General features: G+C 66.1%; 22 protein-coding genes. 4 read left to right on the top strand and 18 right to left on the bottom strand.

Features of this window, described 5'->3' with window-relative positions; translation table 11 throughout:
- The first annotated feature begins 6 nt into the window (after nt 1-6).
- Together aroF and VGM20_14200 are read left to right on the top strand one after the other, a co-directional pair.
- Entirely contained in the window at nt 7-1,044 is a 1,038-nt protein-coding gene (aroF, locus tag VGM20_14195; GenBank protein ID HEY4102017.1) for a 3-deoxy-7-phosphoheptulonate synthase, read from the top strand.
- The gene (locus VGM20_14200; GenBank protein HEY4102018.1) at nt 1,044-1,709 is read left to right on the top strand and encodes an outer membrane lipoprotein carrier protein LolA; all 666 of its coding nucleotides are present in this window, start codon (nt 1,044-1,046) and stop codon (nt 1,707-1,709) included. Before aroF ends, VGM20_14200 begins: the two co-directional genes overlap by 1 nt.
- Here VGM20_14200 and VGM20_14205 read toward each other — a convergent pair.
- The 16 genes from VGM20_14205 to VGM20_14280 all read right to left on the bottom strand — a co-directional run bounded on the left by VGM20_14205 (nt 1,662) and on the right by VGM20_14280 (nt 16,291).
- Nucleotides 1,662-2,540, bottom strand: coding sequence for a DUF2520 domain-containing protein (locus VGM20_14205; protein HEY4102019.1), 879 nt, complete (start codon nt 2,538-2,540; stop codon nt 1,662-1,664). The two genes, VGM20_14200 and VGM20_14205, sit on opposite strands and share 48 nt — an antisense overlap.
- The gene (locus VGM20_14210) at nt 2,537-4,138 is read right to left on the bottom strand and encodes a S41 family peptidase (protein HEY4102020.1); all 1,602 of its coding nucleotides are present in this window, start codon (nt 4,136-4,138) and stop codon (nt 2,537-2,539) included. Before VGM20_14210 ends, VGM20_14205 begins: the two co-directional genes overlap by 4 nt.
- 25 nt (nt 4,139-4,163) lie before the next feature.
- On the bottom strand, nt 4,164-4,802 hold the full coding sequence (tmk, locus tag VGM20_14215) for a dTMP kinase (GenBank protein HEY4102021.1): 639 nt from the start codon (nt 4,800-4,802) through the stop codon (nt 4,164-4,166).
- Nucleotides 4,802-5,152 carry a YlbF family regulator gene (locus tag VGM20_14220; GenBank protein ID HEY4102022.1) on the bottom strand — a complete coding sequence of 117 codons (351 nt, stop codon included), beginning with the start codon at nt 5,150-5,152 and terminating at the stop codon, nt 4,802-4,804. The genes tmk and VGM20_14220 overlap by 1 nt, the downstream gene beginning before the upstream one ends.
- On the bottom strand, nt 5,152-5,997 hold the full coding sequence (prmC, locus tag VGM20_14225; protein HEY4102023.1) for a peptide chain release factor N(5)-glutamine methyltransferase: 846 nt from the start codon (nt 5,995-5,997) through the stop codon (nt 5,152-5,154). The genes VGM20_14220 and prmC overlap by 1 nt, the downstream gene beginning before the upstream one ends.
- On the bottom strand, nt 5,990-7,048 hold the full coding sequence (prfA, locus tag VGM20_14230) for a peptide chain release factor 1 (GenBank protein ID HEY4102024.1): 1,059 nt from the start codon (nt 7,046-7,048) through the stop codon (nt 5,990-5,992). The genes prmC and prfA overlap by 8 nt, the downstream gene beginning before the upstream one ends.
- Nucleotides 7,049-7,050: 2 nt before the next feature.
- Nucleotides 7,051-7,275 (bottom strand): 50S ribosomal protein L31, encoded by a 225-nt coding sequence (gene rpmE / locus VGM20_14235; protein ID HEY4102025.1) that lies wholly within the window; start codon nt 7,273-7,275, stop codon nt 7,051-7,053.
- Between the two features lie 61 nt (nt 7,276-7,336).
- Nucleotides 7,337-8,611: a DUF4105 domain-containing protein gene (locus VGM20_14240; GenBank protein ID HEY4102026.1), complete on the bottom strand. Its 1,275-nt coding sequence runs from the start codon at nt 8,609-8,611 to the stop codon at nt 7,337-7,339.
- Nucleotides 8,608-9,621 carry a Gfo/Idh/MocA family oxidoreductase gene (locus VGM20_14245; GenBank protein ID HEY4102027.1) on the bottom strand — a complete coding sequence of 338 codons (1,014 nt, stop codon included), beginning with the start codon at nt 9,619-9,621 and terminating at the stop codon, nt 8,608-8,610. Before VGM20_14245 ends, VGM20_14240 begins: the two co-directional genes overlap by 4 nt.
- 14 nt (nt 9,622-9,635) lie before the next feature.
- Nucleotides 9,636-10,883 (bottom strand): SpoIID/LytB domain-containing protein, encoded by a 1,248-nt coding sequence (locus tag VGM20_14250; protein HEY4102028.1) that lies wholly within the window; start codon nt 10,881-10,883, stop codon nt 9,636-9,638.
- Complete coding sequence (locus VGM20_14255; protein ID HEY4102029.1) at nt 10,880-11,383, bottom strand: YajQ family cyclic di-GMP-binding protein; 504 nt, start codon at nt 11,381-11,383, stop codon at nt 10,880-10,882. Before VGM20_14255 ends, VGM20_14250 begins: the two co-directional genes overlap by 4 nt.
- A 6-nt stretch (nt 11,384-11,389) precedes the next feature.
- Nucleotides 11,390-12,259, bottom strand: coding sequence for an RNA polymerase sigma factor RpoD/SigA (locus tag VGM20_14260; GenBank protein HEY4102030.1), 870 nt, complete (start codon nt 12,257-12,259; stop codon nt 11,390-11,392).
- 50 nt (nt 12,260-12,309) lie between these two features.
- Complete coding sequence (locus VGM20_14265; protein HEY4102031.1) at nt 12,310-13,800, bottom strand: aldehyde dehydrogenase family protein; 1,491 nt, start codon at nt 13,798-13,800, stop codon at nt 12,310-12,312.
- Between the two features lie 15 nt (nt 13,801-13,815).
- Nucleotides 13,816-14,277 carry a hypothetical protein gene (locus VGM20_14270; GenBank protein ID HEY4102032.1) on the bottom strand — a complete coding sequence of 154 codons (462 nt, stop codon included), beginning with the start codon at nt 14,275-14,277 and terminating at the stop codon, nt 13,816-13,818.
- Nucleotides 14,274-15,662: a sigma-54 dependent transcriptional regulator gene (locus tag VGM20_14275; GenBank protein ID HEY4102033.1), complete on the bottom strand. Its 1,389-nt coding sequence runs from the start codon at nt 15,660-15,662 to the stop codon at nt 14,274-14,276. The genes VGM20_14270 and VGM20_14275 overlap by 4 nt, the downstream gene beginning before the upstream one ends.
- Nucleotides 15,659-16,291 carry a hypothetical protein gene (locus VGM20_14280; GenBank protein HEY4102034.1) on the bottom strand — a complete coding sequence of 211 codons (633 nt, stop codon included), beginning with the start codon at nt 16,289-16,291 and terminating at the stop codon, nt 15,659-15,661. Before VGM20_14280 ends, VGM20_14275 begins: the two co-directional genes overlap by 4 nt.
- Before the next feature lie 70 nt (nt 16,292-16,361).
- Here VGM20_14280 and arfB point away from each other — a divergent pair, with 70 nt between their 5' ends.
- The gene (arfB, locus tag VGM20_14285; protein HEY4102035.1) at nt 16,362-16,796 is read left to right on the top strand and encodes an alternative ribosome rescue aminoacyl-tRNA hydrolase ArfB; all 435 of its coding nucleotides are present in this window, start codon (nt 16,362-16,364) and stop codon (nt 16,794-16,796) included.
- Entirely contained in the window at nt 16,796-17,224 is a 429-nt protein-coding gene (locus VGM20_14290; protein HEY4102036.1) for a hypothetical protein, read from the top strand. Before arfB ends, VGM20_14290 begins: the two co-directional genes overlap by 1 nt.
- 109 nt (nt 17,225-17,333) lie before the next feature.
- Here VGM20_14290 and VGM20_14295 read toward each other — a convergent pair whose 3' ends face one another.
- Nucleotides 17,334-20,429: a M14 family zinc carboxypeptidase gene (locus VGM20_14295; GenBank protein HEY4102037.1), complete on the bottom strand. Its 3,096-nt coding sequence runs from the start codon at nt 20,427-20,429 to the stop codon at nt 17,334-17,336.
- Between the two features lie 140 nt (nt 20,430-20,569).
- On the bottom strand, nt 20,570-21,933 hold a 1,364-nt coding region (locus tag VGM20_14300), incomplete at its 5' end, for a S41 family peptidase (protein ID HEY4102038.1).

A 21,933-nucleotide genomic window follows, 5' to 3' on the forward strand; every position in this document is an offset into this window, starting at 1 on the left:
TCGATCATGCTGATTGTCATGAAGCCGGACGCCACGCCCGATGAGATATCCGGCGTGGTATCACTCATCGTCTCCATGGGGTACGAGGCGCGCCCGATGCCCGGGCGGCAGCGCACCACCGTCGGACTGGTCGGAAATGACGGCCGGGTCGATTCGTCCACCATCGGCGGGTTGCCGGGGGTGGCCGAGATCATCCACGTCTCGAAACCGTACAAGCAGGTGTCGCGCGAGTGGAAGCCCGAGCCGACGCGAATCGCGCTGGGCGACGGCACCACGATCGGTGATCGCGAAGTCGTGGTGATGGCAGGGCCATGCTCGGTCGAGAACGAGGAGCAGATCATTGCGTCGGCCCGACTGGTGAAGGCCGCCGGTGCGACGGTGCTACGCGCTGGAGCGTTCAAGCCGCGGTCGTCGCCGTATTCGTTCCAGGGTCTCGGCGCCCGCGGGCTCGACCTGCTCGAGCGCGCCCGCGAGGAGACCGGGCTGCTGATCGTCACCGAGGCGATGGACGTCGACGGCCTTGAACTCGTGGCACGGACCGCCGACATCATCCAGATCGGCGCGCGCAGCATGCAGAACTATCCGCTGCTCAAGGAGTGCGGCCGCCTGCGCAAGCCGATCCTCCTCAAGCGCGGCCTCGCTGCGACGATCACCGAACTCCTGCTCTCGGCAGAATACATCCTCTCCGAAGGGAATCCCAACGTGATTCTCTGCGAGCGCGGGATCCGTTCATTCGACACCACGACACGCAACCTCTTCGACATCGCCGCGATCGCCGTCGTCCACGGCCTGTCGCACCTGCCGATCATCGCCGACCCGAGCCACGGAACGGGTCATCGCGACATGGTCATTCCGATGGCCCGTGCCGCGATCGCAGGCGGCGCCGACGGATTGATCGTCGAGGTACACCCCAACCCGGAGCGCGCGATGTCGGACGGCGCGCAGAGCCTCTACCCGGAACAATTCGAACGGATGATGCGCGAGGTCGGTGCCATCGCCGAGGTGATCGGTCGCTCGCTCGCCACCGTGGGAAGCGCGGTTTGATGATGCGGCGCCTCGCCTCGTGGATCGGTGTGGCGCTCGTGACGGGACTCCCGGTGGCTGCGCTGGCGCAGTCGGGCGGAGACGCCGGGGTTCCGGTGGTCCGCCGTGCGTCTCAGGCATACCAGTCGCTGTCGAGCTTCCAGGCGAATTTCCATCAGCATTTCGAAGACAAGGCCGTCGATCAGCCGGACCAGAAGGGCGTGCTCTACCAGCAGGGGACCAACCTCTTCGCGATGCGCTTCACCGATCCGCCCAAGGACGCCATCGTTTCCGACGGCAGCAAGCTCTGGGTCTACACGCCGAGCGAAACGCCGGGCCAGGTGCTCCAGTACCCGCTACAGAACCATCCAACGTATGGCAGCAACCTGCTGGCGATGTTTCTCGACAATGCCACCGACCGGTATCGCATCACCTACCTCCGCTCCGAGCCGATCGACGGCCACATGACCGACGTCGTGCTGATGGAACCACTCGAAAGCGATCTACCGTTCCGCCGCGCCACGATCTGGTTCGACCGCGACAATCACATGCCGCGAAAGCTCGACATCGAGGAAATGCACGACCGTCGGCGAATCCTCCAGCTGTCGCAGTTGCAGCTCAACCGGTCGATCGACCCCTCACTCTTTCGCTGCAAGACCCCGCTCGGTACCAGGATCGTCAACTAACGCACGACGCAACGCGTCTGCGCTCGACCGATCGAGACCGGCACGCATGGCAATCGCCAGCGCCTCCCGACCCAGTGCCAGGTAGAGCGCACGATCTTCGCCCGCCAGCACCTCCAGATGACGTGAGACCGTTCCCCCATCGCCGCGACGGATCGGTCCAGTCAGCGCCGCGAGCCTGCCGCCCTCGAGATTGCTGATCGTCCTGCGCATCAATGGCAGGAAGAGCGTCTCGGCGACGTCGCCGAGACCGGCGTCGCGCCCGAGGCGCCCGGCAATGGCGGCGAGGACCACCGGGTAATTGGAGGCAAACACCGCAGCGGCGTGGTAGAGCGGCTTCTTGTCCGCCTCGATTTCCACCACCGGTGTGAGGCGAAGCATCGAGGCGACACGTCGAGCGACGGCGAGGGCACGCGGGTCGCCTTCGATCACCGCCGGCGCGCCGGCGAGTGCATCGGGATCGCCGTCGGGATCGGCGAAGGTCTGCAATGGATGGATCGAACCGAGCGCCGCCCCCGAACTGTTGAGGGCGGCCAGCGACGAACGATCGCAGAGCCCGGAGGTGTGGAGGACGGCGTGATCGGCGGTGATCAACCGGGAGCGGGCCAGCTCGAGCGCCACTGCACCGATGGCATCGTCAGGCACCGCAACGATCACCAGATCGCAGGCAGCGAGCGCGGCATCCCAGACCGGCGACGCCGGCTCGAGCGGTTCAGGTATTGCCTGCGCTTCGCGGCCGAGAACGGCAATCGACTCTCCGGCACGAAAGAGCGCGCGGGCGAAGGAGAGACCGACACGGCCCGGCCCGATGACCGCGATGTGATCGAATGTCACTGGATCGACGGACCGCCGGAAACTTGCGACAGCAGCGCGGCCTGCGTCGCGCCGTTCTGGAATAATCGCAACGCGGCGCGCACCTGCGGATCGTCTTCGGTGCGACGCCGCAGCTGAGCCGCTCGGCCGAAGACGTAGGCATCGACTTCGTAGGCGAGCTGTTGATCAACAAGCTTGGTCCCCGCGGCGACCTGTTGCGGCGTCAACGTCACCTTCTTCGCGCGAAGGCGGTCGAGCACTGCCTGACGCATCGGATCGGTGACCTGGAAGTCGGGCGAACTCACCGAGTGCTTCGCCTTGACGTCGAGCGCAACGGCCACGAGTGCGTCCCGGAATGCCGCGACGTTCGACCCGATCCCCTTGGCGAAGTCCTTTTCACCATCGGTCAATGTGTCGGTCCGCACCAGGCGATCGGGGACGATCCCGCCGCCACCCTTTACGATCCTGCCGCTCACCGTCTTGAACGAGGGAAGCGAATCGAGCCACCGCGAACCCGCCCGCGTCGCTTCGTCGTTGGCCAGTTTCACCTGATCGGCCTGGCTCGATGCGGTGCGCTGAATGGTGCGGCCGCTCGGCGTGTACCACCGACCGGTGGTGAGCTTGAGGCCGCGCCCGTTGCCGAACGGCCAGAGGGTCTGCACCAATCCCTTCCCGAACGTCGCGTTGCCGACGATCACCGCGCGGTCGTTGTCCTGCAGCGCGCCGGCGATGATCTCAGCCGCGCTGGCGGTGTATTCATTGACCAGGACGACGATCGGAAGTGCTGGCCACGGTTGCGGCATCTGGTCGACAAACCGGTGATTCATGTCCGGCATGCGACCGCGGGTTTCGACGATCTTCCGCCCTGGATCGAGGAAGAGATCGGAGACCGAAGCGCCCTGGGTGAGCAGTCCGCCGGGATTCTCCCGGAGGTCGAGGATCAGCCCCTTCATTCCCTGCTTGAGGAGCCCGCTGATCTCGCTGCGCAACTCGCTGGCAGAGCTGTCGCTCACCGTGCTCAGCGCGACGTATCCGATGGTGCCGTCGAGCATGGTCCCCGGTTGGACCGACCGGTTGTGAATCACTTCGCGCACCAGCGAGAACGGCAGAAGCTCCGTCGTTCCCGGTCGGCGGATCCTGACATCGACCCGCGTGCCGGGCGCGCCCCGCAGCAGCTTGATCGCCTTGTCCTGCGTGATGTTGTCGGTCGGGTGGCCGTCGACTTGCTCGATCTGGTCGCCGGCCTGGATGCCGGCGCGTTCCGCCGGCGTGCCCGGCAGCGGCGCGACGATGGTGATGACGCCGTTGCGCACGTCAATCTGCATGCCGAGTCCGCCGTAATTCCCGGTCGTGACTTCGCTCAGCGCCTTGTAGTCTTCCTGATCCTCGAGGACGGAGTACGGATCGTTCAGCTCCTTGACGGCGCCTGCGGCAGCCATGTCGTAGAGCGAATCGGGGCCGACGGAATCGACGTAGAACCGGTCGATGTACTGCATGACGGTCTGCAACAGTTCGGGGCCACTGACATCGGTCCGATTGCGCGCGCCGCGCAGGAGCCAGCCGCCGCTCAGGAAGGAGACGATGGCCACCAGTACGATCAGACCCCAGCGCTGCTTCACCATTCGTTCCGATCCCTTCGGCGCGTCACGACGGCCGCGATTGGAATCGGGCGACGTCGCTCTGTATCAGCGCGCGCCACGACGCTTCGAGGACACTCTCCGCACTGCCATCCGCCTGAATATGACGAACCCCGGGGCCGGCCGCAGCACGATACGCACCGGCGACACGACGGTGAAATTCGGCAGACTCGCGCTCCACACGATCGAGTCCCTTCCCCGCCCGCTGCTGTCGCTCCAGGGCGATCGCGGGATCCACATCGAGCACCAGGGTGAGATCGGGGACCAGACCACCGGTCGCCGCCTGATTGACCCAGCGCACGTGGTCGAGCGGAAGTTCGCGGCCGGCGCCCTGATAGGCGATCGTCGAGAGATCGTATCGATCGGAGAGCACCACGCGACCTGCGTCGAGCGCGGGCCGGATCACCCGCGCCACGAGATCGGCGCGCGCCGTGACCATGTAGAGGAGTTCCACGCCAGCCGACAGGGTGCCGGTTGCGTTCAGGAGTTCGTGCCGAAGCGCCTCCGCGACCACCGTTCCGCCGGGTTCCCGAACCAGCACCGGATCGATGCCGACGCCGCGCATCCGCTCGGCCAGGCTCGCGGCAAGGGTGGTCTTTCCCACCGCCTCGGGCCCTTCGAGAACGACAAAGAGCCCGGGTGCCATCAGAGGGTGATGATCCCGCTGGTCGCGCCGCGTTCCATCCCTTCGGCGATCATCTGATTGACGCGGCTCATCAACTTGTCGACGTTGGCGCGGGCCACGAGGTAGTTCTGTCCGATCGGTGACAGCTCGAATTCGCGCAGCGTCGTCTCGTACTCGGTGGCCTTCGCTTCATCGGGCGGCTGCCCCTGCGCCATCGCCTGGTCGAACTCCCGCGTCAGTCGGGAAATCGTCTCCAGCCGCTTCTGCGCTTCGGAGTCATCTCGCAGCGCCTGTTCGGCGCGCCGCAGCGCCTGATACTCCGGCGCCTGACCGATCAGCCGACCAAGCTCCTGCGCCTTGTCCTCGATCATCACTCCGTCCCCCGTCGCGCGAGCAGATAGCGCGCACGACCAAAAAGGTCATCCTCGATGACGATATCGCGCCAGCCACCGTCACTCGCACTGGCGGCCGCGGCATCAGCCCGGCGGCAATCGACCTCCATCGCGATCCACCCCCCCGGCTTCAGGGCCTCCTGGGCCCGCTGCAGGAGTCGGCGCGTCGCGTCGAGCCCATCCGTGCCGCTCCGGAGCGCGAGTTCCGGTTCGTAATCGCGGACCGATGATGGCAAGGTGTCATACTCATTCGCCGTAAGATAGGGCGGATTCGACACGATCAAGTCGACGCGTCCCCTCGCGATCGGGTCCAGGAGATCTCCATGCACCCAGCGCACGGAGATCCCCGTCGACGTCCCGTTCTCCGCAGCCAGCGACAAGGCGTCGCCCGACAGATCGATTCCCCAGACCTCATCGAATCGCCCCTCCATTGCCAGCGAAAGTGCGATCGCTCCGGTGCCGGTCCCGACGTCGACGGCGATGCCGGTCGAGACGCGGGAAAGCGCCCGTTCGACCAGCCCCTCGGTTTCGGGCCGGGGAATCAGGGCGCGCCGGTCACAGCGAATCGTCAGGTGGCGGAAACCGGTCCACCCGGTGACGTAGGCGAGCGGCGCGCCGGCGGCGCGTGCGGCTACCGCAGCGAGATAGCGGTCGGCGTCGGCCGCGGCAACCGATGCGTCGGTGCGGAGCAGATGGGCCGTCGGAAGTGCCAGATCAGACCAGAGGCGGAGCGCGTCGCGGCGAGGCTCGTCGATCCCGGACGCGCGGAACGCGGCGGTCCCCTGCGCGATCAGCGTCGCGATCGTTGCCGGCGCCTCAACCATCGGCATCTTCGTTGCGCGCGGCGAGGCGAAGCGCATCGACCAGTTCGTCGAGCTTTCCGTCCACGACGTCGGCAAGATTGTGCACCGATACGTTGATCCTGTGATCGGTGACCCGGCTCTGCGGGAAGTTGTAGGTCCGGATCTTGGCCGATCGATCGCCGCTGCCGACCATCGATCGCCGCTCCGCAGAGCGCGCCGCTTCGTGCTCCGCGATCATCCGGTCGAGCAGGCGGGCGCGCAGCACTTCCATCGCCTTGAGCTTGTTCTGCAACTGCGATTTCTGGTCCTGTTGCTGCACCACGATCCCGCTCGGCAGGTGCGTGATGCGCACCGCCGAATCGGTGGTATTGACGCTCTGACCGCCGGGCCCTGATGAGCGGAAGACGTCGATCTTGAGGTCGTTCTGATCGATCCGGACGTCGATCTCTTCCGCCTCGGGGAGGGCCGCAACAGTCGCCGCCGAGGTGTGAATCCGTCCCTGCGTTTCGGTGGCCGGAACGCGCTGCACGCGATGGACTCCCGATTCACGGCGGAGAAGCCCGTACGCGCCGGCGCCTCGAATCGCGACGACCGCTTCACGGATTCCGCCCATCGTCCCGGAGTGGACCTCGATCGGTTCGACGCGCAGCCCACGCCGCTCGGCGAAACGCGTGTACATCCGGAGCAGGTCGCCGGCGAAGAGCCCGGCCTCGTCGCCACCGGTTCCGGCGCGAATCTCCAGGATGACGTCGCGGTCGTCGTGGGGATCGGGCGGCACGAGGAGTTCCTGCACCAGCGATCGCACCGGCTCGACCTCGACCTCGAGCCGGTGGAGCTCCTCGAGTGCCATCGCGGCAATCTCGGGGTCACCGGACGAGGTCATCTCCTGCGCGCCGGCAATCTCACGATCGAGGCGCTGGAGCGACTCGGCCGCGCGCACAAGCGGTACCAGCCGTGAATGCTCGCGGCCGAGGGATCGCAATCTGGCGGGGTCTGCTGCAGTCGCGGGCTCGGACATCTCCCGCGCGACCTCCTCCGCCCGCGCGAGCGCCTGGCGGAGTCGGAGGTCCATGCTCAGGACTTGGCGGGTTCCGCCGCGGCGGCGCCGGAATACTTGCGCCGGAAGCGATCAACCCGGCCCGCGGTATCGACCAGGCGCTGCTTGCCGGTGAAATACGGGTGGCACTGCGCACACACTTCGACGTTGATCGACTTGGCGGTGCTGCGGGTTTCGAACGAATTGCCGCACTGACAGTGCGCGGTGATCGTCTGATAGACGGGGTGCAGATTCGGCTTCACTGGATTCCTCACAGTTTGTTGAGCCATGGCCGCTGGACGCAGGCCATGATAGCCATCCAACCTAAACGGGGAGGGGTCCGGATTCCACTGGTCGGAACCGGCCTGGAGCCATTCTCCGCCACCCCACCAGCGCCGCTGCCGCCAGCGTCGGGGGCGCGGTCAGCAGGACGATCGGCAGGGTTTCCTGTCCGGCTGCCGCCGGGAGGAGCGCCAGGACGACCGCGACACCGGTCGTGGCCAGGACGACCTGCGACACCCGCCGCACCCATGAGGACGGCGCGACGCGGCCCACCCGCCAGCACGGGACGATCAGCAGGAGCGCCAGTGGTGAAATCACCAGAAGATTGTGATTGGCGTGAGTCGCGACGTTCGCGCTCACCGTCCAGAAAAAGACCAGCAGCAGCCCCCCCACTCCCATCAGCAGCAACCAGAGACTCCCCACCAGCCGTCCGATGACGCCCGGTGGCCCGGCGATCGTGGCGAAACCGATGACGAGTGCCAGCGCGATACCGATCAGCAGGAAGTCGAACGTCCAGTGCGGGGGCGCCGGGTCGACGTGGAAGGTGCCGATGGTGAGCAACCCCTGCTCGCGAATCACCAGTGGCGATTCCGACCCGTTGGGGCCAGGGACACGCAGCGTGCGGATATGCTGCTGCACCTTGATCGGCAGGAACATTTCGTCCCATTGATCGAGCGGTTTGTCGACCTGCGGCCCGAGCGCGGCATCGATCCCGACGAACAACAGCTTGTCGTTGGTGATCGAGCGCAAGGTATGAAATCTGAGGGTTCCCTCTGCGGGCTTCCCAACCGTCACCTCCCGGAGCGAGCCGCCGAGCACCGCATCGAGCAGATCCCGCACCCGCGTCGAGCAATTGTCTCTATAGTAATCGTAGATATAGGTGCGATTCTCGGGGAGCGCGTTGCGGGCGAGACGGGCGGCGATGTCCTCACGCTGGGCATACGAGAGATTCAGCAGCTGGACGGTGACGTCCCGGCGAAAGAAGGCGTATTCCTCCAGCACGTTGGTCAGCGAGCTGTCGACGCCGAGCCAGTAGCGCGGTTTCCCGCTCGCGAAGTCGGCGACAAAGCCGAGCATCCCCGCCACCGTGTGCGGAAACTCGAAGGTACCGAAATTGTAGATCAGGTCGGTGTGGGCCGCGGTGTCGCGAATCCAGATCGCGTTGTGATCGAACCGTTCGTAGATCTCGGCGCCCGGCCCCATCGTCATCAGGTAGACCTGGAGGTTCTCGCCGTTCGATCCCTGTGCCTGCGCCGAGACCGACGTTCCGGGAATGACGAACGCCGCCAGCGCGGCAAGCCATCCTGCAAGCTTCACAGCGTCACGGCTCGCTGCTCCTCCGCCGCCTGGTAGATCGCCTCCATCACCTTGACCAGTGTGACCTGTTCCTGCAGCGATGGCGCTGTCGAGTCGCCGCGAACCGCTGCAACGAAGTGCGCCCACTGGGCGCGCAGGCCGAGGGCGAACGGCGTTTCGCGCGAGTGCGCCCCCGACGAGACAACGTCCCGGGCCATGCCGTGGAAATCCTTCCAGATCGCCAGCGGATTGATGCGAGCCGATCCGCGGGCCGCCCTCACCGCGAGCCCGAAGCGCTCACCCGGTCCGACGAAGCGCCACGACACATCGATGTGGACCGAGGCGCCACCCGCCAGCGCGATCATCGCGGTCCCCGACGGTTCGACCCCCTTCTCGCGGCCGCGATCGGGGAAGACCGCCATCACCCGCTCCGCCTCGGCAAACCCTGCCATCCAGAGCGCCAGGTCAAGCGTCCCAAGGCCCAAGTCGAGCATCGCGCCGCCGCCGGCGAGCTCCTTGCGCTGGCGCCACCCGAGGCCGTCCCGTCCGGCGCGCGCCATGAACCACCAGGCGCGAATCGATTCGAGGTCGCCAAGCTCCCCGCTCTGCACGAAGGAGCGGATCTGCTGCACATCGGGGCGATAGCGATGGTTCGCACCGACCATGAGGACGCGGCCATGCCGCTGCGCCGCCTTCACCGTCTTCTGGACGCCGGCGTGGGTCAGCGCGAGCGGCCGCTCGACGAAGACGTGAAGCTTCGACGCAAGTGCCGCCTGGATGTGTGATTCATGCAGATGACTCGGCGTGCAGATCAGCAGGGCATCGAGTCCTTCCTCGAACTCGACGAGTTCCTCGATGTCGGTGAAGGCATCCTGCACGCCGAAGCGATCGGCCAGCGCGCGCGCCTTGGCGAGGTCGGTATCGCAAATCCCCACGACCTCGATCTCCTTGATGCGCTTGAGGGCCGGGAGATGCCCCACCTGGGTCACCGCACCTGCGCCGACGATACCGAGCCGCAACCGCTCCGCCATGACGATCTCTCTGCCTAGTAGGCTGGTTCGATTTCCGTGCCCGGAAAGTAGCTCGCCAGGATGGTTTGGTAGTCTTCCCCCGCGCGCGAACGCCCGATCGCGCCCCACTGGCACATTCCGACGCCGTGCCCATTCCCCTGCCCGTCGATGTCGACGCGCTCGATCCGCCCGCCGGTGCGGCTGATCCGGATGGTGAATGATGTGCTGCGAAGGATGCCGCCCTCGGGCGGCGAAAGGACCCGCCGGATCGCCTGCCCGCTCACCGGCGTGGCGCCGTTGCGACCGACGAATTCGACGGTCGCCACGCGTCCGCTGGCGGTGTGCGCCGCAACCCGGACGTCGGTGATCTCGCCGGCGCGCCCCCCGGGGAGTCCTTCGGCGGTGAGAGTGCGCCGCAGGATGGTCGCGAGCTGGCTGGCGCTCCATCCCGCGGTCCACTGGAATCGCGGCGAGATCGCACACCATGGTGTGCCGTTCGGATCGACGTCGTCGACCGCGCGAAGATAGGGATGCCGCGCGCCGGCGAACGCTGCCGAGCCGTCCTCGGTGCGGCCGCCGCAGGTCGACGAGAAGAAGGCGTCGATCGGTTCGTGATTGAAGGTGATGATCTGTCCGCGTGTGGCGACCACCGCGGCGCTCGCCAGCGAATCCTCCGCCGATGCGCCGGCGTAGACCTGATCGCTGGCATCGGCGTTGAGGTCATACCCGCGATCACGCCAACGAGTCTGGTTGCGGATCGCATACGTGCGCGAGACCACCGCCTGCGCCTTGAGTGCCTCGAAGTCGGTGTTGGATCGCGTGCCAAGCTCCGCGGCAACGACGCCGCCGAGATACGCCTCGAGTGAGACGGTGTTGATCACCGTCACGCCGCTGTCGGATCGGCGCAGCTCGAGGGTACCGCGGTATTCCCGACCGTTGAGCCGCAGCGTCGAGCCGACGTTGACCGGCTCGATCAGGAGGATCTGCCGGGTGACCGGGCCGCGGGTATCGAGGAGCGACACATCGGCACCGCGCACGACCGCATCGGCGCTGGCGCCGTCCGCGGTGGTGCGGAGTTCGCCCTCCATCGGATCGCTGATCCGGAGCCCGCCGCCGCCGCCGATCGTGACGCGCCGTGCGTTGAGGATCACGCCGATGCGGACCTGCGGATCGGGTGCCACCGCGACGGGGACCGGTGTCGGATTGGGTTCGGGGGGAGCACACGAGCCGGCGAAGAGCAGAATCGCCGCGACACCGCTCCAGGCCCGCGGGGCGCCGGTCACCCGCGATAGTTGCCGAACTTGAGTTCGACCTCGAAATCCTGGCCGCGGAGGAAGGCGATCACGCCCTGCAGTTCGTCGCGGGAAGGCGACGTCACCCGCAGCTCGTCTCCCTGGATGCTCGCCTGCACCTTCTTGAATCCACCGTCCTTGATGGCGCGCTGGATCGCCTTCGCGGCGTCGGCGGGAATCCCCTGCGTCAACGTGAGCGTGCGGCGAACCGAGCCAGCGCTGCCGACAATCGGATCTCCGACCTTGAGGTTCTTGACCGGAACGCCACGCTTGATCAGGCGGCCCTGCACCACGTCGAGCAGTGCATCCATCCGGAATTCGTCATCGGCGTGCAGCGCAATGGTGGCATCGGCGCGCGTGAACTCGATGGTGCAGTGCGTTCCCTTGAAATCGTAGCGCCCGGCGATCTCCTTGACCGCCTGGTTCACCGCGTTGTCGACTTCCTGCAGGTCGGCACCGGTCGAGATATCAAATGAGGGATTGGCAGCCATGCGGAGTCATCCGAGGAAGGAGTCGAGTGCTCTCGCCTGGCTCGCGAGACGGAGCCGGAGGAGCGCCTTGTCCTTGATCTGGCGAACCCGTTCGCGGGTGATTCCCATCATCACACCGATCTCCTCCAGGGTCATCGCTTCGCCGGCGTCGAGCCCGAAGTAGAGTCTCACCACCCGCGCCTCGCGCTCTCGCAGCGACCCCAGCACTTCGTCGAGGCATTCGGTGAGGGCGTGTTCCATCGCGTCGGCATCGGCGCCGCGTTCCTGGGCGTCGGGGAGGTAGTCGAGGAGTCGCGATTCGTCGCCGGGAACCGCCGGCGCGTCGAGGGAGAGATGCTCGCGCGACATCGCGAGGGCGCGCTCCACCTCACCCACCTCGAGGCCGGTCCCGGCGGCGATCTCGTCGGCGGTCGGCTCGCGGCCGAGTTCCTGCTGCAGCTGTGCCGTGTGGCGGCCGATGCGGTGCAGTGCTCCGGCCTGGTTGAGCGGGAGGCGCATGATTCGTCCCTGATCGGCAAGTGCCTGCAGAATCGATTGGCGGATCCACCACACGGCGTAGGAGATGAACTTGATGCCGCGCGTTTCGTCGAAACGTTGCGCGGCCCGGAGCAACCCCAGATTTCCCTCGTTGATCAGGTCGGCGAGGGAGACGCCGCGATTCTGGTAGCGCTTGGCGACCGACACGACGAAGCGGAGATTGGCGCGAATCAGTCCGTCGAGCGCCTCAACATCACCACGCCGAATCCGCGCCGCGAGTTCCTGCTCTTCGGCGCGGGTCAGCAACGGATAGCGGGCGATGTCGTGGAGATAGAGGTCGAGCGAACCCTCGTCAGGGCCGCCGGTGTGTCTGCTGCCACCAGTGCGCAGTGGTTGCATGACTGAAAGCTGGACGGACGCGTACCGAACAGCAAGAGCAGCCCGCGAATTCACACCTCATACGTATCGATCTGCGCACGCTGCAGCGAGCCGGAATAGTCGACATAGCAGACCTTCGTCTCGGAATAGAAATCGAAGACTTCCCAGCCACCTTCACGGTGACCATTCCCGGTCTGCTTCACGCCACCGAACGGCAGATGAGCCTCTGCGCCGATCGTCGGCGCGTTGACGTAGGTAATGCCGTTCTCCAGATCTTCCATCGCGCGGAAGGCGAGATGGACATTCGCGGTATAGATCGAGCTCGAGAGGCCGTAGCGCACCTCGTTGTTCACCTTGGCGGCCTGGTCGTACGAGCCAACGCGAATCACGCTCAGCACCGGTCCGAAGATCTCTTCGGTGGCGAGCCGCGTTCCCGGCTTCACTCCGGCGATGACCGTGGGCCGGTAGAAGAAGCCCTTCGACGTCCTGGCCCCGCGCGGCCGCGCCCCGCCGCACACCACCTCAGCCTCGCCGATCACTTCCGGTGCGAGGTAGCTCTCCACCTTGTCGCGCGACGCGGCGTGGATCAATGGTCCCACCTGCGTGCGCTTCTCGCGGCCGTCGCCGAGGACGAGATCGTTCGCCGCGTCGGTAAGGCGGGCGAGGAATCGATCGTGGACCTTGCGGTGAATGATCAGCCGCGATGTCGCGGTGCACCGCTGGCCGGTGGTCCCGAATGCGCCCCAGAGGACGCCATCGAGCGCCAGGTCGAGATCGGCGTCGTCCATCACGATCATCGCGTTCTTGCCGCCCATTTCGAGCGACAGCCGCTTGTGCATCCGCCCGCAGACGGCGCCGATCGCCGAGCCGGTTGCGGTCGATCCGGTAAAGGAGATCACCGGCACGCCAGAATGTTCGACCAGCGCTCGCCCTGCCGCCTCGCCGCCGTGGACGAGCTGGATCACCTGCTCGGGAATCCCCGCTTCGAGGAGAATCTCGACGAGCAGCGTCGCCGTGTGGGGAACGTCTTCCGACGGCTTGAGAATCACGCTGTTGCCGGCGAGGAGTGCGGGGAACGCTTTCCAGGTCGGGATCGCCATCGGAAAGTTGAACGGCGTGATCAGGCCGCAGACGCCGATCGGACGTCGGACCGTCATCGCCCACTTCCGGCGCAGCTCGGATGGCACCGTCCGCCCAAAGAGCCGCCGCCCTTCCGTGGCCGCGTAGTACGCCGTGTCGATTCCCTCCTGCACATCGCCACGCGTCTCGGCGAGGACCTTCCCCATCTCGCGCGTCATTGCGTTGGCGATCTCTTCCTTGCGGGCAACCATCAGGTCGCCGACGCGCCGCAGCACGTCGCCGCGGAGCGGCGCCGGCGTTCGCGACCACCGTTCGAATCCGCTCTGCGCCGACCGCACCGCCGCCGCGACATCGACGGCGCCGGAGTCGGGAAAGCGTCCGATCAGGTCATCGGTGTTGGCGGGATTCCGATTGTGGAAATACCGGCCGGTGCTGGGAGCGGCCCACCGCCCCGCAATGAAATTCTTGTAGGTCTTCGCCATGTCGGTCAACCAGGTTCAGGGACAGATCCAGGTACGGTGCACTGCTGCAAATCCGGAACGCTCGAGTATCTCCAAGGCCATGAGGCCGAGGCCGGCGAGGAAAATCAGCACGCCGACGGAATGTGCAACGCCGCGCCGGTGCGTCCACGAGCCGCGCATCGTCCAGATCCCGGCGGCGGCAACGGCACCGGCTCCAAGCAGATAGAGGCCGAGGAGCGGCCCGCAACTCCGCGAATACGGCCAGAATGGAAGCGCCACTGCGCCGGCAACACCAAGGAGTGCGCGAAGCCAGACGCCGACCGTGTGGCGGCGACGTGTCACGACCACCGGCGCTCCGGGCGGAAGCGCCGCCGTAGCCGCCGGACCGGGTGCATCACGCCGGACCACGGGCGCCGGACCTGGCGCCGCCTGCTTGTCGGCCGCCATCAGGCGATCGATTTCGGCCATCTCCTTGTCCCAGTCGCGTGGCCCGGTCATCCAGGGTTCTCCCTCTCGATTTCGTATCGTTCGAGCAGGGCGTAGAGATTCGATCGGGGGACGCCGAGCGCTTTCGCGGTTTCGGTGATGTTCCAGCGGTGTTCGACGAGGCGCGCGATCAGGAACGCCCGTTCTCCGGCGCCACGAAAATCATCCAGCGTCCGCTCGGAGCTCGCCGTGGCCTGTTTTGCCTCGACCATCGCCGCCGATTCCGGCGGCAGCGCGTGGCCCACGTCGACATCGGTGACCTCGGGGCTGCTGCTGAGGATCAGGATTCGCTCGACCGCGTTGCGCAACTCGCGAACATTCCCCGGCCACGACCGTCGCTGCAGCCGGCGGATCGCCGCCGACGAAAAACGCTTCGTCACCATCCCGGGCCCCAGGGAGAGCGCACTGACAAAGTGCGCCACGAGCGCCGGAATGTCGTCGATCCGATCTCGCAGCGGCGGGACGCGGATCGGCATCACGTTGAGGCGGAAGAAAAGATCCTCGCGAAAGCGCCCCTCCGCGATCTCCTGGGCGAGGTCGCGATTGGTCGCCGAGATCACTCGAACGTCCACGTTGATCGGCTTGGTGCCGCCGACGCGAACGACCACGCCCTCCTGAAGCACCCGGAGGATCTTCGCCTGCGCGTTGAGCGCCAGGTCACCGATTTCATCGAGAAAGAGCGTCCCGCCGTCGGCGACTTCGAACTTCCCTGCCTGATCAGTGGCAGCACCGGTGAACGATCCTCGCATGTGCCCGAAGAGTTCGCTTTCGACCAGTTCGGAGGGAATCGCGGCGCAATTCACGTCGACGAACGGGTCGCGCCGCCGGTCCGATCCGTCATGAATCGCCCGCGCCACGAGTTCCTTGCCGCTGCCGTTCTCTCCGCTGATCAGGACGCGAGCATTGGTCGGTGCCACCCGCGCCACCAGTTCGCGAATGTCCTCGAGCGCCTTGCTCTTCCCGACCATCGCGTAGCGCGATTCGTTGGCGCGCTGGAGTCCCTCACGGAGCCGCGCATTTTCTCCCACCAGCCGCCGGTGATCGAGTGCGTGCTGTACCGTCACGAGCAACCGGTCGGAATCGAGCGGCTTCTCGAGGAAGTCGAAGGCGCCCTGCTTGACGGCCTGGACCGCGGTGGAAATCGACCCGTGTCCCGAGATCATCACCACGCGGACGTTGGGATCCTCGGCGCGAAGTTGCTGGAGCGTGTCGATGCCGTCGATCCCCTGCATCTTGACGTCGAGAATGATCAGATGGAATGGCTGAGCACGGTGCGCGGCGATCGCCTCGCCCCCGGAACCTGCGGTGATGACCTCGTACCCCTCGTATCCGAGCACCTGTGCCAGGACATCGCGAATCGACCGCTCGTCGTCGACGACGAGGATGCGCCCTTTCACTGGTTTCCTCCCGCCCGATAGACGGTGACTCCATCGTGCCGCACCCGGAATCCTCCGACTGACGCCGGCAGCGGAATGTCGATCCGTTCCCCACCCGCGCGACCCGTCACGCCGGCAATGACCCTGGCCGCCATATCGACCGGCACCGGGACACCATTCGCCGACAGGCGATCGACCGTGAACTCACCGAGCCCGGCGCGCACCGGTGTCATCGCCCCGTGCACGACGACACTGGCGTAGCGACCGCCGCGCAGCGTCAGGAGCTTGCGCCACGGGTCGGGGATCGTCGCGGTATCAACCACGGTGCGCACCCGCACGTCTCCATCGCCCAGTTCCACGGTCAGCGAATCCCGCGATAGGCCCGGGAGAATGTGGACACCGTCAACGAGGAGTGAGGCGAGTTCCGACGCCGACAGCGTGGTCGAATCGCGCTCCGCCGCCCCCATCCGCTGGAGCTTCGTCGTCGCGTTCGTGAGCGCCGCCGAGGTGGGGTGACCGGTCTCCACCGCTGCACTGCGCGGGTGCAGTCGCTCGTTGACCACCCGGCGGAGGTCGTTCCGGAACAGCCACGCCGCCAGCGCCACGACGGCGATGAAGGCGAGCACCAGAAGACGGCCGAGGCAGCGCATGGTTCAAACGTAACCGGGGGTGGACGCCGCTTGGCTTCATTCCACTCGACCGGCAGGTTACCCTCCACCCATGGCCGAGCACGACGCGATCGAGGTCAACGCTGCCGTGACGATCCCTCGCGAGGAACTGCTGCTTCGCGCGTCACGCAGCGGCGGCCCCGGTGGCCAGCACGTCAACACCTCGTCCAGTCGGATCGAACTCGTCTGGGACGTCGCGGGATCTCCGTCGATCGATGAGACGCAACGTCGTCGGCTTCTCACCAGACTGGCGTCACGGCTCGACTCGCACGCTCGTCTCCGCCTCGTCGCCCAGGACGAGCGAAGCCAACTGCGCAATCGTGAAGCGGTGATCGAGCGGTTCCGGGAGATCGTCGCCGCGGCTCTCGTCGTTCCGCGGACCCGCCAGCGGACCCGCGTCCCATCGCAATCGAAACGTGCGCGCCTCGATACGAAGCGAAAGCGTGGCGAACTCAAGCGAGAGCGCCAGCGCCCCAAGGAGGAGTGATGCGCCGCCTGCTGCTGCAGTCAATCGTCGCTGCTGTCGCGATCGTCGCGCTGCCCGCGGTCGCGCGCGCGCAGGGAGTCGAGCAGGAGATGATGAACGGCCGATGGCAAGGGTGGATCCAGGAAGCCGACCAGGACAGCATCCGCGTGTCGTTCGCAGTGCAGCACGTCGACAAGCACATCCTCATCACGATGAGCGGCCGGAGCGGCATCTCCTATGACATGTCGGGCGCCAAGGTCAAGGCCGACGTGCTGACGTTCGACTGGGCAATGGGACTCAACTCGTTTCTCTTCTGCCGCCTCACCCGTCGTGACGGCAAGACCTTCGAAGGGACGTGCAACGATCGCTCCCCGGGCGAGACCGGGAAACCGGTCCGCGTCTGGATGATCATGACCCCTCCCGATACGACGTCGCGCCCGCACGGCTGATTCGCCCGGCAGATTCTCTCGGAGTCAATGCAACGCGGGCCGCCATCATCGGCGGCCCGCGTTGTTCAGTAGCGACACGACGTCAGTGGCAACAGCGGGCCTGCTCGCGTCACTTCCCCGCGTCGAGATGATTCCAGTTCACGATCGCATTGAATCCCATCGCGAAGGTCCCCTGCGTCTGCCACCGCCAGTACGGCCGGAAGGCGAACATCACGATGTGCCCCTTCCCCACGGTTTCGTCGACGAGCTGCGCCTGTCCTGACAGCGGCTCGGCGTTGGCAAGCGTCCCCGACAGCAGCATCGCCGACGTATCCTCCGGAAACCGCATCACGACGCGCGCGCGCGAGTTGGGATCGGCGGTGACACCCGGAAGTCCTTCGGCTGCGGCACCGCCGCGACCACCAGCTCCGCCACGCCCGCCGGCGGCTCCTCCGGCACCCGCGCCACCGCGGCCACCCGCTGCTCCGCCGCCCCCACCGCCCCCAAAACCACCACGCCCGCCGCGCCCGCTTTGCGCAAAGAGCGAGTCAGTCCTGAGCTGAGTCTCGTCGAATGGCATGCCCGAATGCGCTGGATCCCAGCGCGACAGATTGAGCAGCGTCGCGTTCGGCGTGGTGTTCTGACTCTCACTGCTACCGCGCCCACCACGTCCACTCGCAGCAACGGTACTGCTCGACGGCGCAGCGGCATTGGTGGTGAGGACCGGGCCATTGCTGAAATAGACCGGCACCTCGTTGTACTGGTAGCCGTAGACCAGCGGGCTCGTCGGGTCGGCAATCGTCCCGCGCAGGATCGTACCGTGCGCAAAGAGTGCGGTCCCCGCAGTTGACTCGACGGTAATGCCGGGAGTGAGCGCCAGGTTCGGGAAGATCGACGCGGTCCCGCCCTCCGTGATGAGGGTCCCGCCCTGCTGCACGAACTCGTAGAGCGCCTTCATCGCTTCCGGTCCCGCGGTCTCCCGCAGGTTGTCGGTCGAATCGGGCGTGCCGAACGACGGAAACTCGGCGGTCTTCTTGTACGGAATCGGATTGTTCCCGCCACCCGCTCCGCCTCGGCCCCCCCCGCCGCCGCCGCCGCGACCGCCGGCACCTCCAGCGCCGGTACCACCGGTGGGATAGATGATGACGTCGTACTTCGCACGGAGATTCCCGTCCTTCAGCTTCGGCTCACCGAAATAGGTGAACGGCACGCCGTAATGATCGAGCGCCCCGCGCACCCAACCTTCGTCCTGCGTGCTGGTCCAGCTGTGCACGAAGCCGATCCGGGGAATCGTGATGTCGTGTGCCTTCACCGCTGGCGCCGACGACATGGCATACCCCGAGAGGCCAAGATCGCGCAGCACCGGCTCGAGTACCGCCGCGCTGGCATCGCGGATGATGAACGCACCCGCACCGAAGTGATGGCCCGCGGCGTCGAACGGCTCTTCCGCCGCCGCGATCGAGAGATTCGGTTCCTTGAACCGGAAGGTGACGAGATTGTTGTCCTGGTCGTTCTCGACCACCACGATGGGCCCGGTACCCGTGACGCCGCCGGTGGCACGGACATCAGCGGTGATCGGCGTCATCGGTTCCTTGAGCAGGGACGCGTCGGTGATCTCGTCGATGGTGAGATTCCGCATCAACGGAAAGGTCCATCCGGTGTCATCGTACGGCGCCGGGTTGTCGGGCGGAAAGTTCTGCAGCGAGAAGTACATCTGCGCGAGCGTGCGGTATGGCTGGTCGCCGCGAACGATGTAGTCGCCGGCGTTTACCGTCACGGCGCCGGCCTTGAAGCTCGTGGTCGCGCGCTGGAATTCGAGCCCCTGCGCGCGAAGGTCGTTCACCGCTTCGGCCGCGTTCGCCTTGGCATGCTGTGTGGCCGGAATCACCCACCCGTAGACCGGGCCGTTTCGCCCCTTGTTCACCGCGTTCCGGTTCTTGATCCAGTAATCCTCCAGGAACGTCACCCGATCGTTGGCGAAGCGGTTGAGCGACAAGAGGATCGCCGATTCCTGGATGTTGGTGTTGGCGCGCGGTCCCCATTTGATTGACGGCAGTGGCGGATTGGGGCGATACCACTCGCGACTGTTCGTTGTCGGTCCCGGCGTCACCATGTTGGTGTCGGTGTAGCTCTGCACCTCGTAGAAGCGCCCGGTCGCATTGTGCGTGTGCGCGATGAAGAACATGTAGTTCGGGACCCAGCCGTCGTAATAGTTGTAGGTCCAGACCCCGGGCACGCCACGCTTCGCCATCTCCATCAGGTCGTTCTCGGCCATCAACCACCATTCGTCGACGGTGATCGGATCGAGGGCATCGTTGTACGGTCCGGTGCCGGTCGAGACGTACAGATATGTGACCGACTCGTGCAGGTCGTGGAGCACCTGCGGTGTCCACTCGAGAAAGGTCTTCGTGATGTACTTGGTCAGGTCGAGCATCTGCCCCATGCCGTCACGATTGTCGTCGTGCTCGACATAGTTCCCCCAGTACGGGGTGTTCATCCGGCCGACCGTGGCGCCATACTTCTTGTTGAAATCATATGCGTCAACGATCCGGTCGCGACCATCGGGTTCCACCACCGGAGTGATGAAGACGATGACATTGTTTCGGATGTTGCGGATCAGCGGCGTATCCTCGACGACCAGACGGTAGGCAAGCTCCATCAGCATCTCAGGGCCGCCGGTCTCGGTCGAATGCATCCCGCTGGTGATCCAGTAGATCGGCTTCGCCGTGTGCAGCAGCTGCTGTGCGCGCGCTTCGCTGGTCTTGCGCGGGTCGGTCAGTTCGTGGAGGTACCCCTTGTACTTGTCGAGTTGCGCGATCGTCTGCTCGTCGGCAACTGCCATCACCACCATCTCGCCGCCGCCCTCGGTCTTCCCCATGCTCCAGATCTTCGCTCTGGGCGACGCCTTGGCGATCGAGCGAAGGTAGGTGTTGATCGTCCCGTTGTGATCAAGGACACCCGGTGCGCCGATGATATGCCCCAACCCCTTGAGCGGCGTCGGCACCGTGGCGGAAGCGGGAAGATGATCAACGAGTTCGGTCGAGATCCGCGGATCGGAAAGGTCCTTCCTGATCTGTGCGGTATACTCGGCATCGTCCTTCTGCGCCGGCGCGGCGACCGCCTTGCGGGCCGCCGATCCCTGCGCGGCGAGCGGCGTGGCCTGGACCAGTGCGCAACCGATGACCACGAGGGTGCCGGCACGCAGCGACCCGATCATACGGGACATCCTGCCTCCATTGGGTGTGACAAGAGGAAACGGAGCATCGCATTGGAGTTGTGGGGCGGCTGAATATACGACAACGACCAGCCGACTGCCGATCGATCCGGCGCGCGGGCTGGTCGTTGCGAGGAACCGGCGAGGGAGAGCTAGGCGCCGAGCTCCTTGATCAAGTCGATCTGCGTGGCCGCCTTGCGGAGCATGTCGACGGCACGGCGCATCTGCGGATCTTCGGTGAGCCGGTGACGCGTCGCGGCGGAATCGCCGAGGGCCAATCCCAACGTCTGCTGCGTCAGCAATTCGTCGAGATATGACGAACCACCAGTGAACACCGTGTCGGAGAAGGTGATTCCGCCCTTCGCCAGCCGCTGGCGGAGGTCGTCGCGCAACGCGGGGGTGACCTGGAAGGTCGACGCCACGCGGCCGTGCTGATCGCGGGCCTCATCAAAAATCGCCGCCCGGAACGCTCCGGCATGCGGGATCGCCACGCGAACCAGCGCCTGCTCGCGGGTCGTCAGCGTGTCGGGCTGCACAGCCACGTCAGGCGAAATCCCGCCACGACCGACGAGGCGCCGCCCGGCGTCGGAGTGGGTGATCTGCACCGCGGTGGTGTCACCGGTGGTGTCTTCGAGAACCAGGCGCCCGTCAACCAGCTTCCGGTCACGATGTATCGACCGTCCGCTCGGCGTGTACCACTTCCCGGTGGTGATCTTGAGCGCGAAACCGCCGTCAAGATTGTAGACCGCCTGCACCAGCCCCTTGCCGAAGGTGCGCGTCCCCACGATCAGCGCGCGATCGTGATCCTGCAGCGCGCCAGCGACAATCTCCGAGGCCGACGCCGTGCCGCCGTCGACCAGGACCGCAACCGGCTGGACCGCAGAGGTCGGATCGCTCGCCGCAGTGTAGACCTTGGGTGGTACGTTCCGCTCGCGCTGGGTGGCAACTTCCTTCCCCCGCGGAAGGAAGACGTTGGCGACCTTGACCGCCTGATCGACATCGCCGCCGCCGTTGCCGCGAAGGTCAACGACAAACCGCGTCGCGCCCCGGGCCTGCAGGGACTTCACCGCGTCCGCCAGTTCCTCGCCGGCAGTCGCGTTGAACCGCTGCAACGGGATGTAGCCGATATGGTCCTCGACCATCAACGTGTACGGCACTGCCGCCGCGTGAACAGCCGCGCGGGTGAACTTCGTGGTCACCGGCTCCGGCACCCCGGCCTTCTGGAAGGTGACGACGACCGGTGTCCCGACCGGGCCAGTCAGGTGCTGCGACACCTTGTCGGTGCTCCACCCCACGACGCGAGTGCTGTCGATGGCGAGAATCAGGTCGCCGCGCTCGACACCGCCGCGTTCGGCCGGTGACTGCGGGAAGACATCACTGACGACGACGGTCGAATCTTCCTGATTGATCCCCATGCCGAGGCCACCGTACGAATTTCCGATGGTGTTGCGCATGAAGTCCCCGATCTCCTTGCGGTCGTACAACGACGCATAGGGATCGTCGATCGAATTGACCA

This window comes from Gemmatimonadales bacterium, assembly GCA_036500345.1.
Lineage (GTDB): Bacteria > Gemmatimonadota > Gemmatimonadetes > Gemmatimonadales > GWC2-71-9 > Palsa-1233.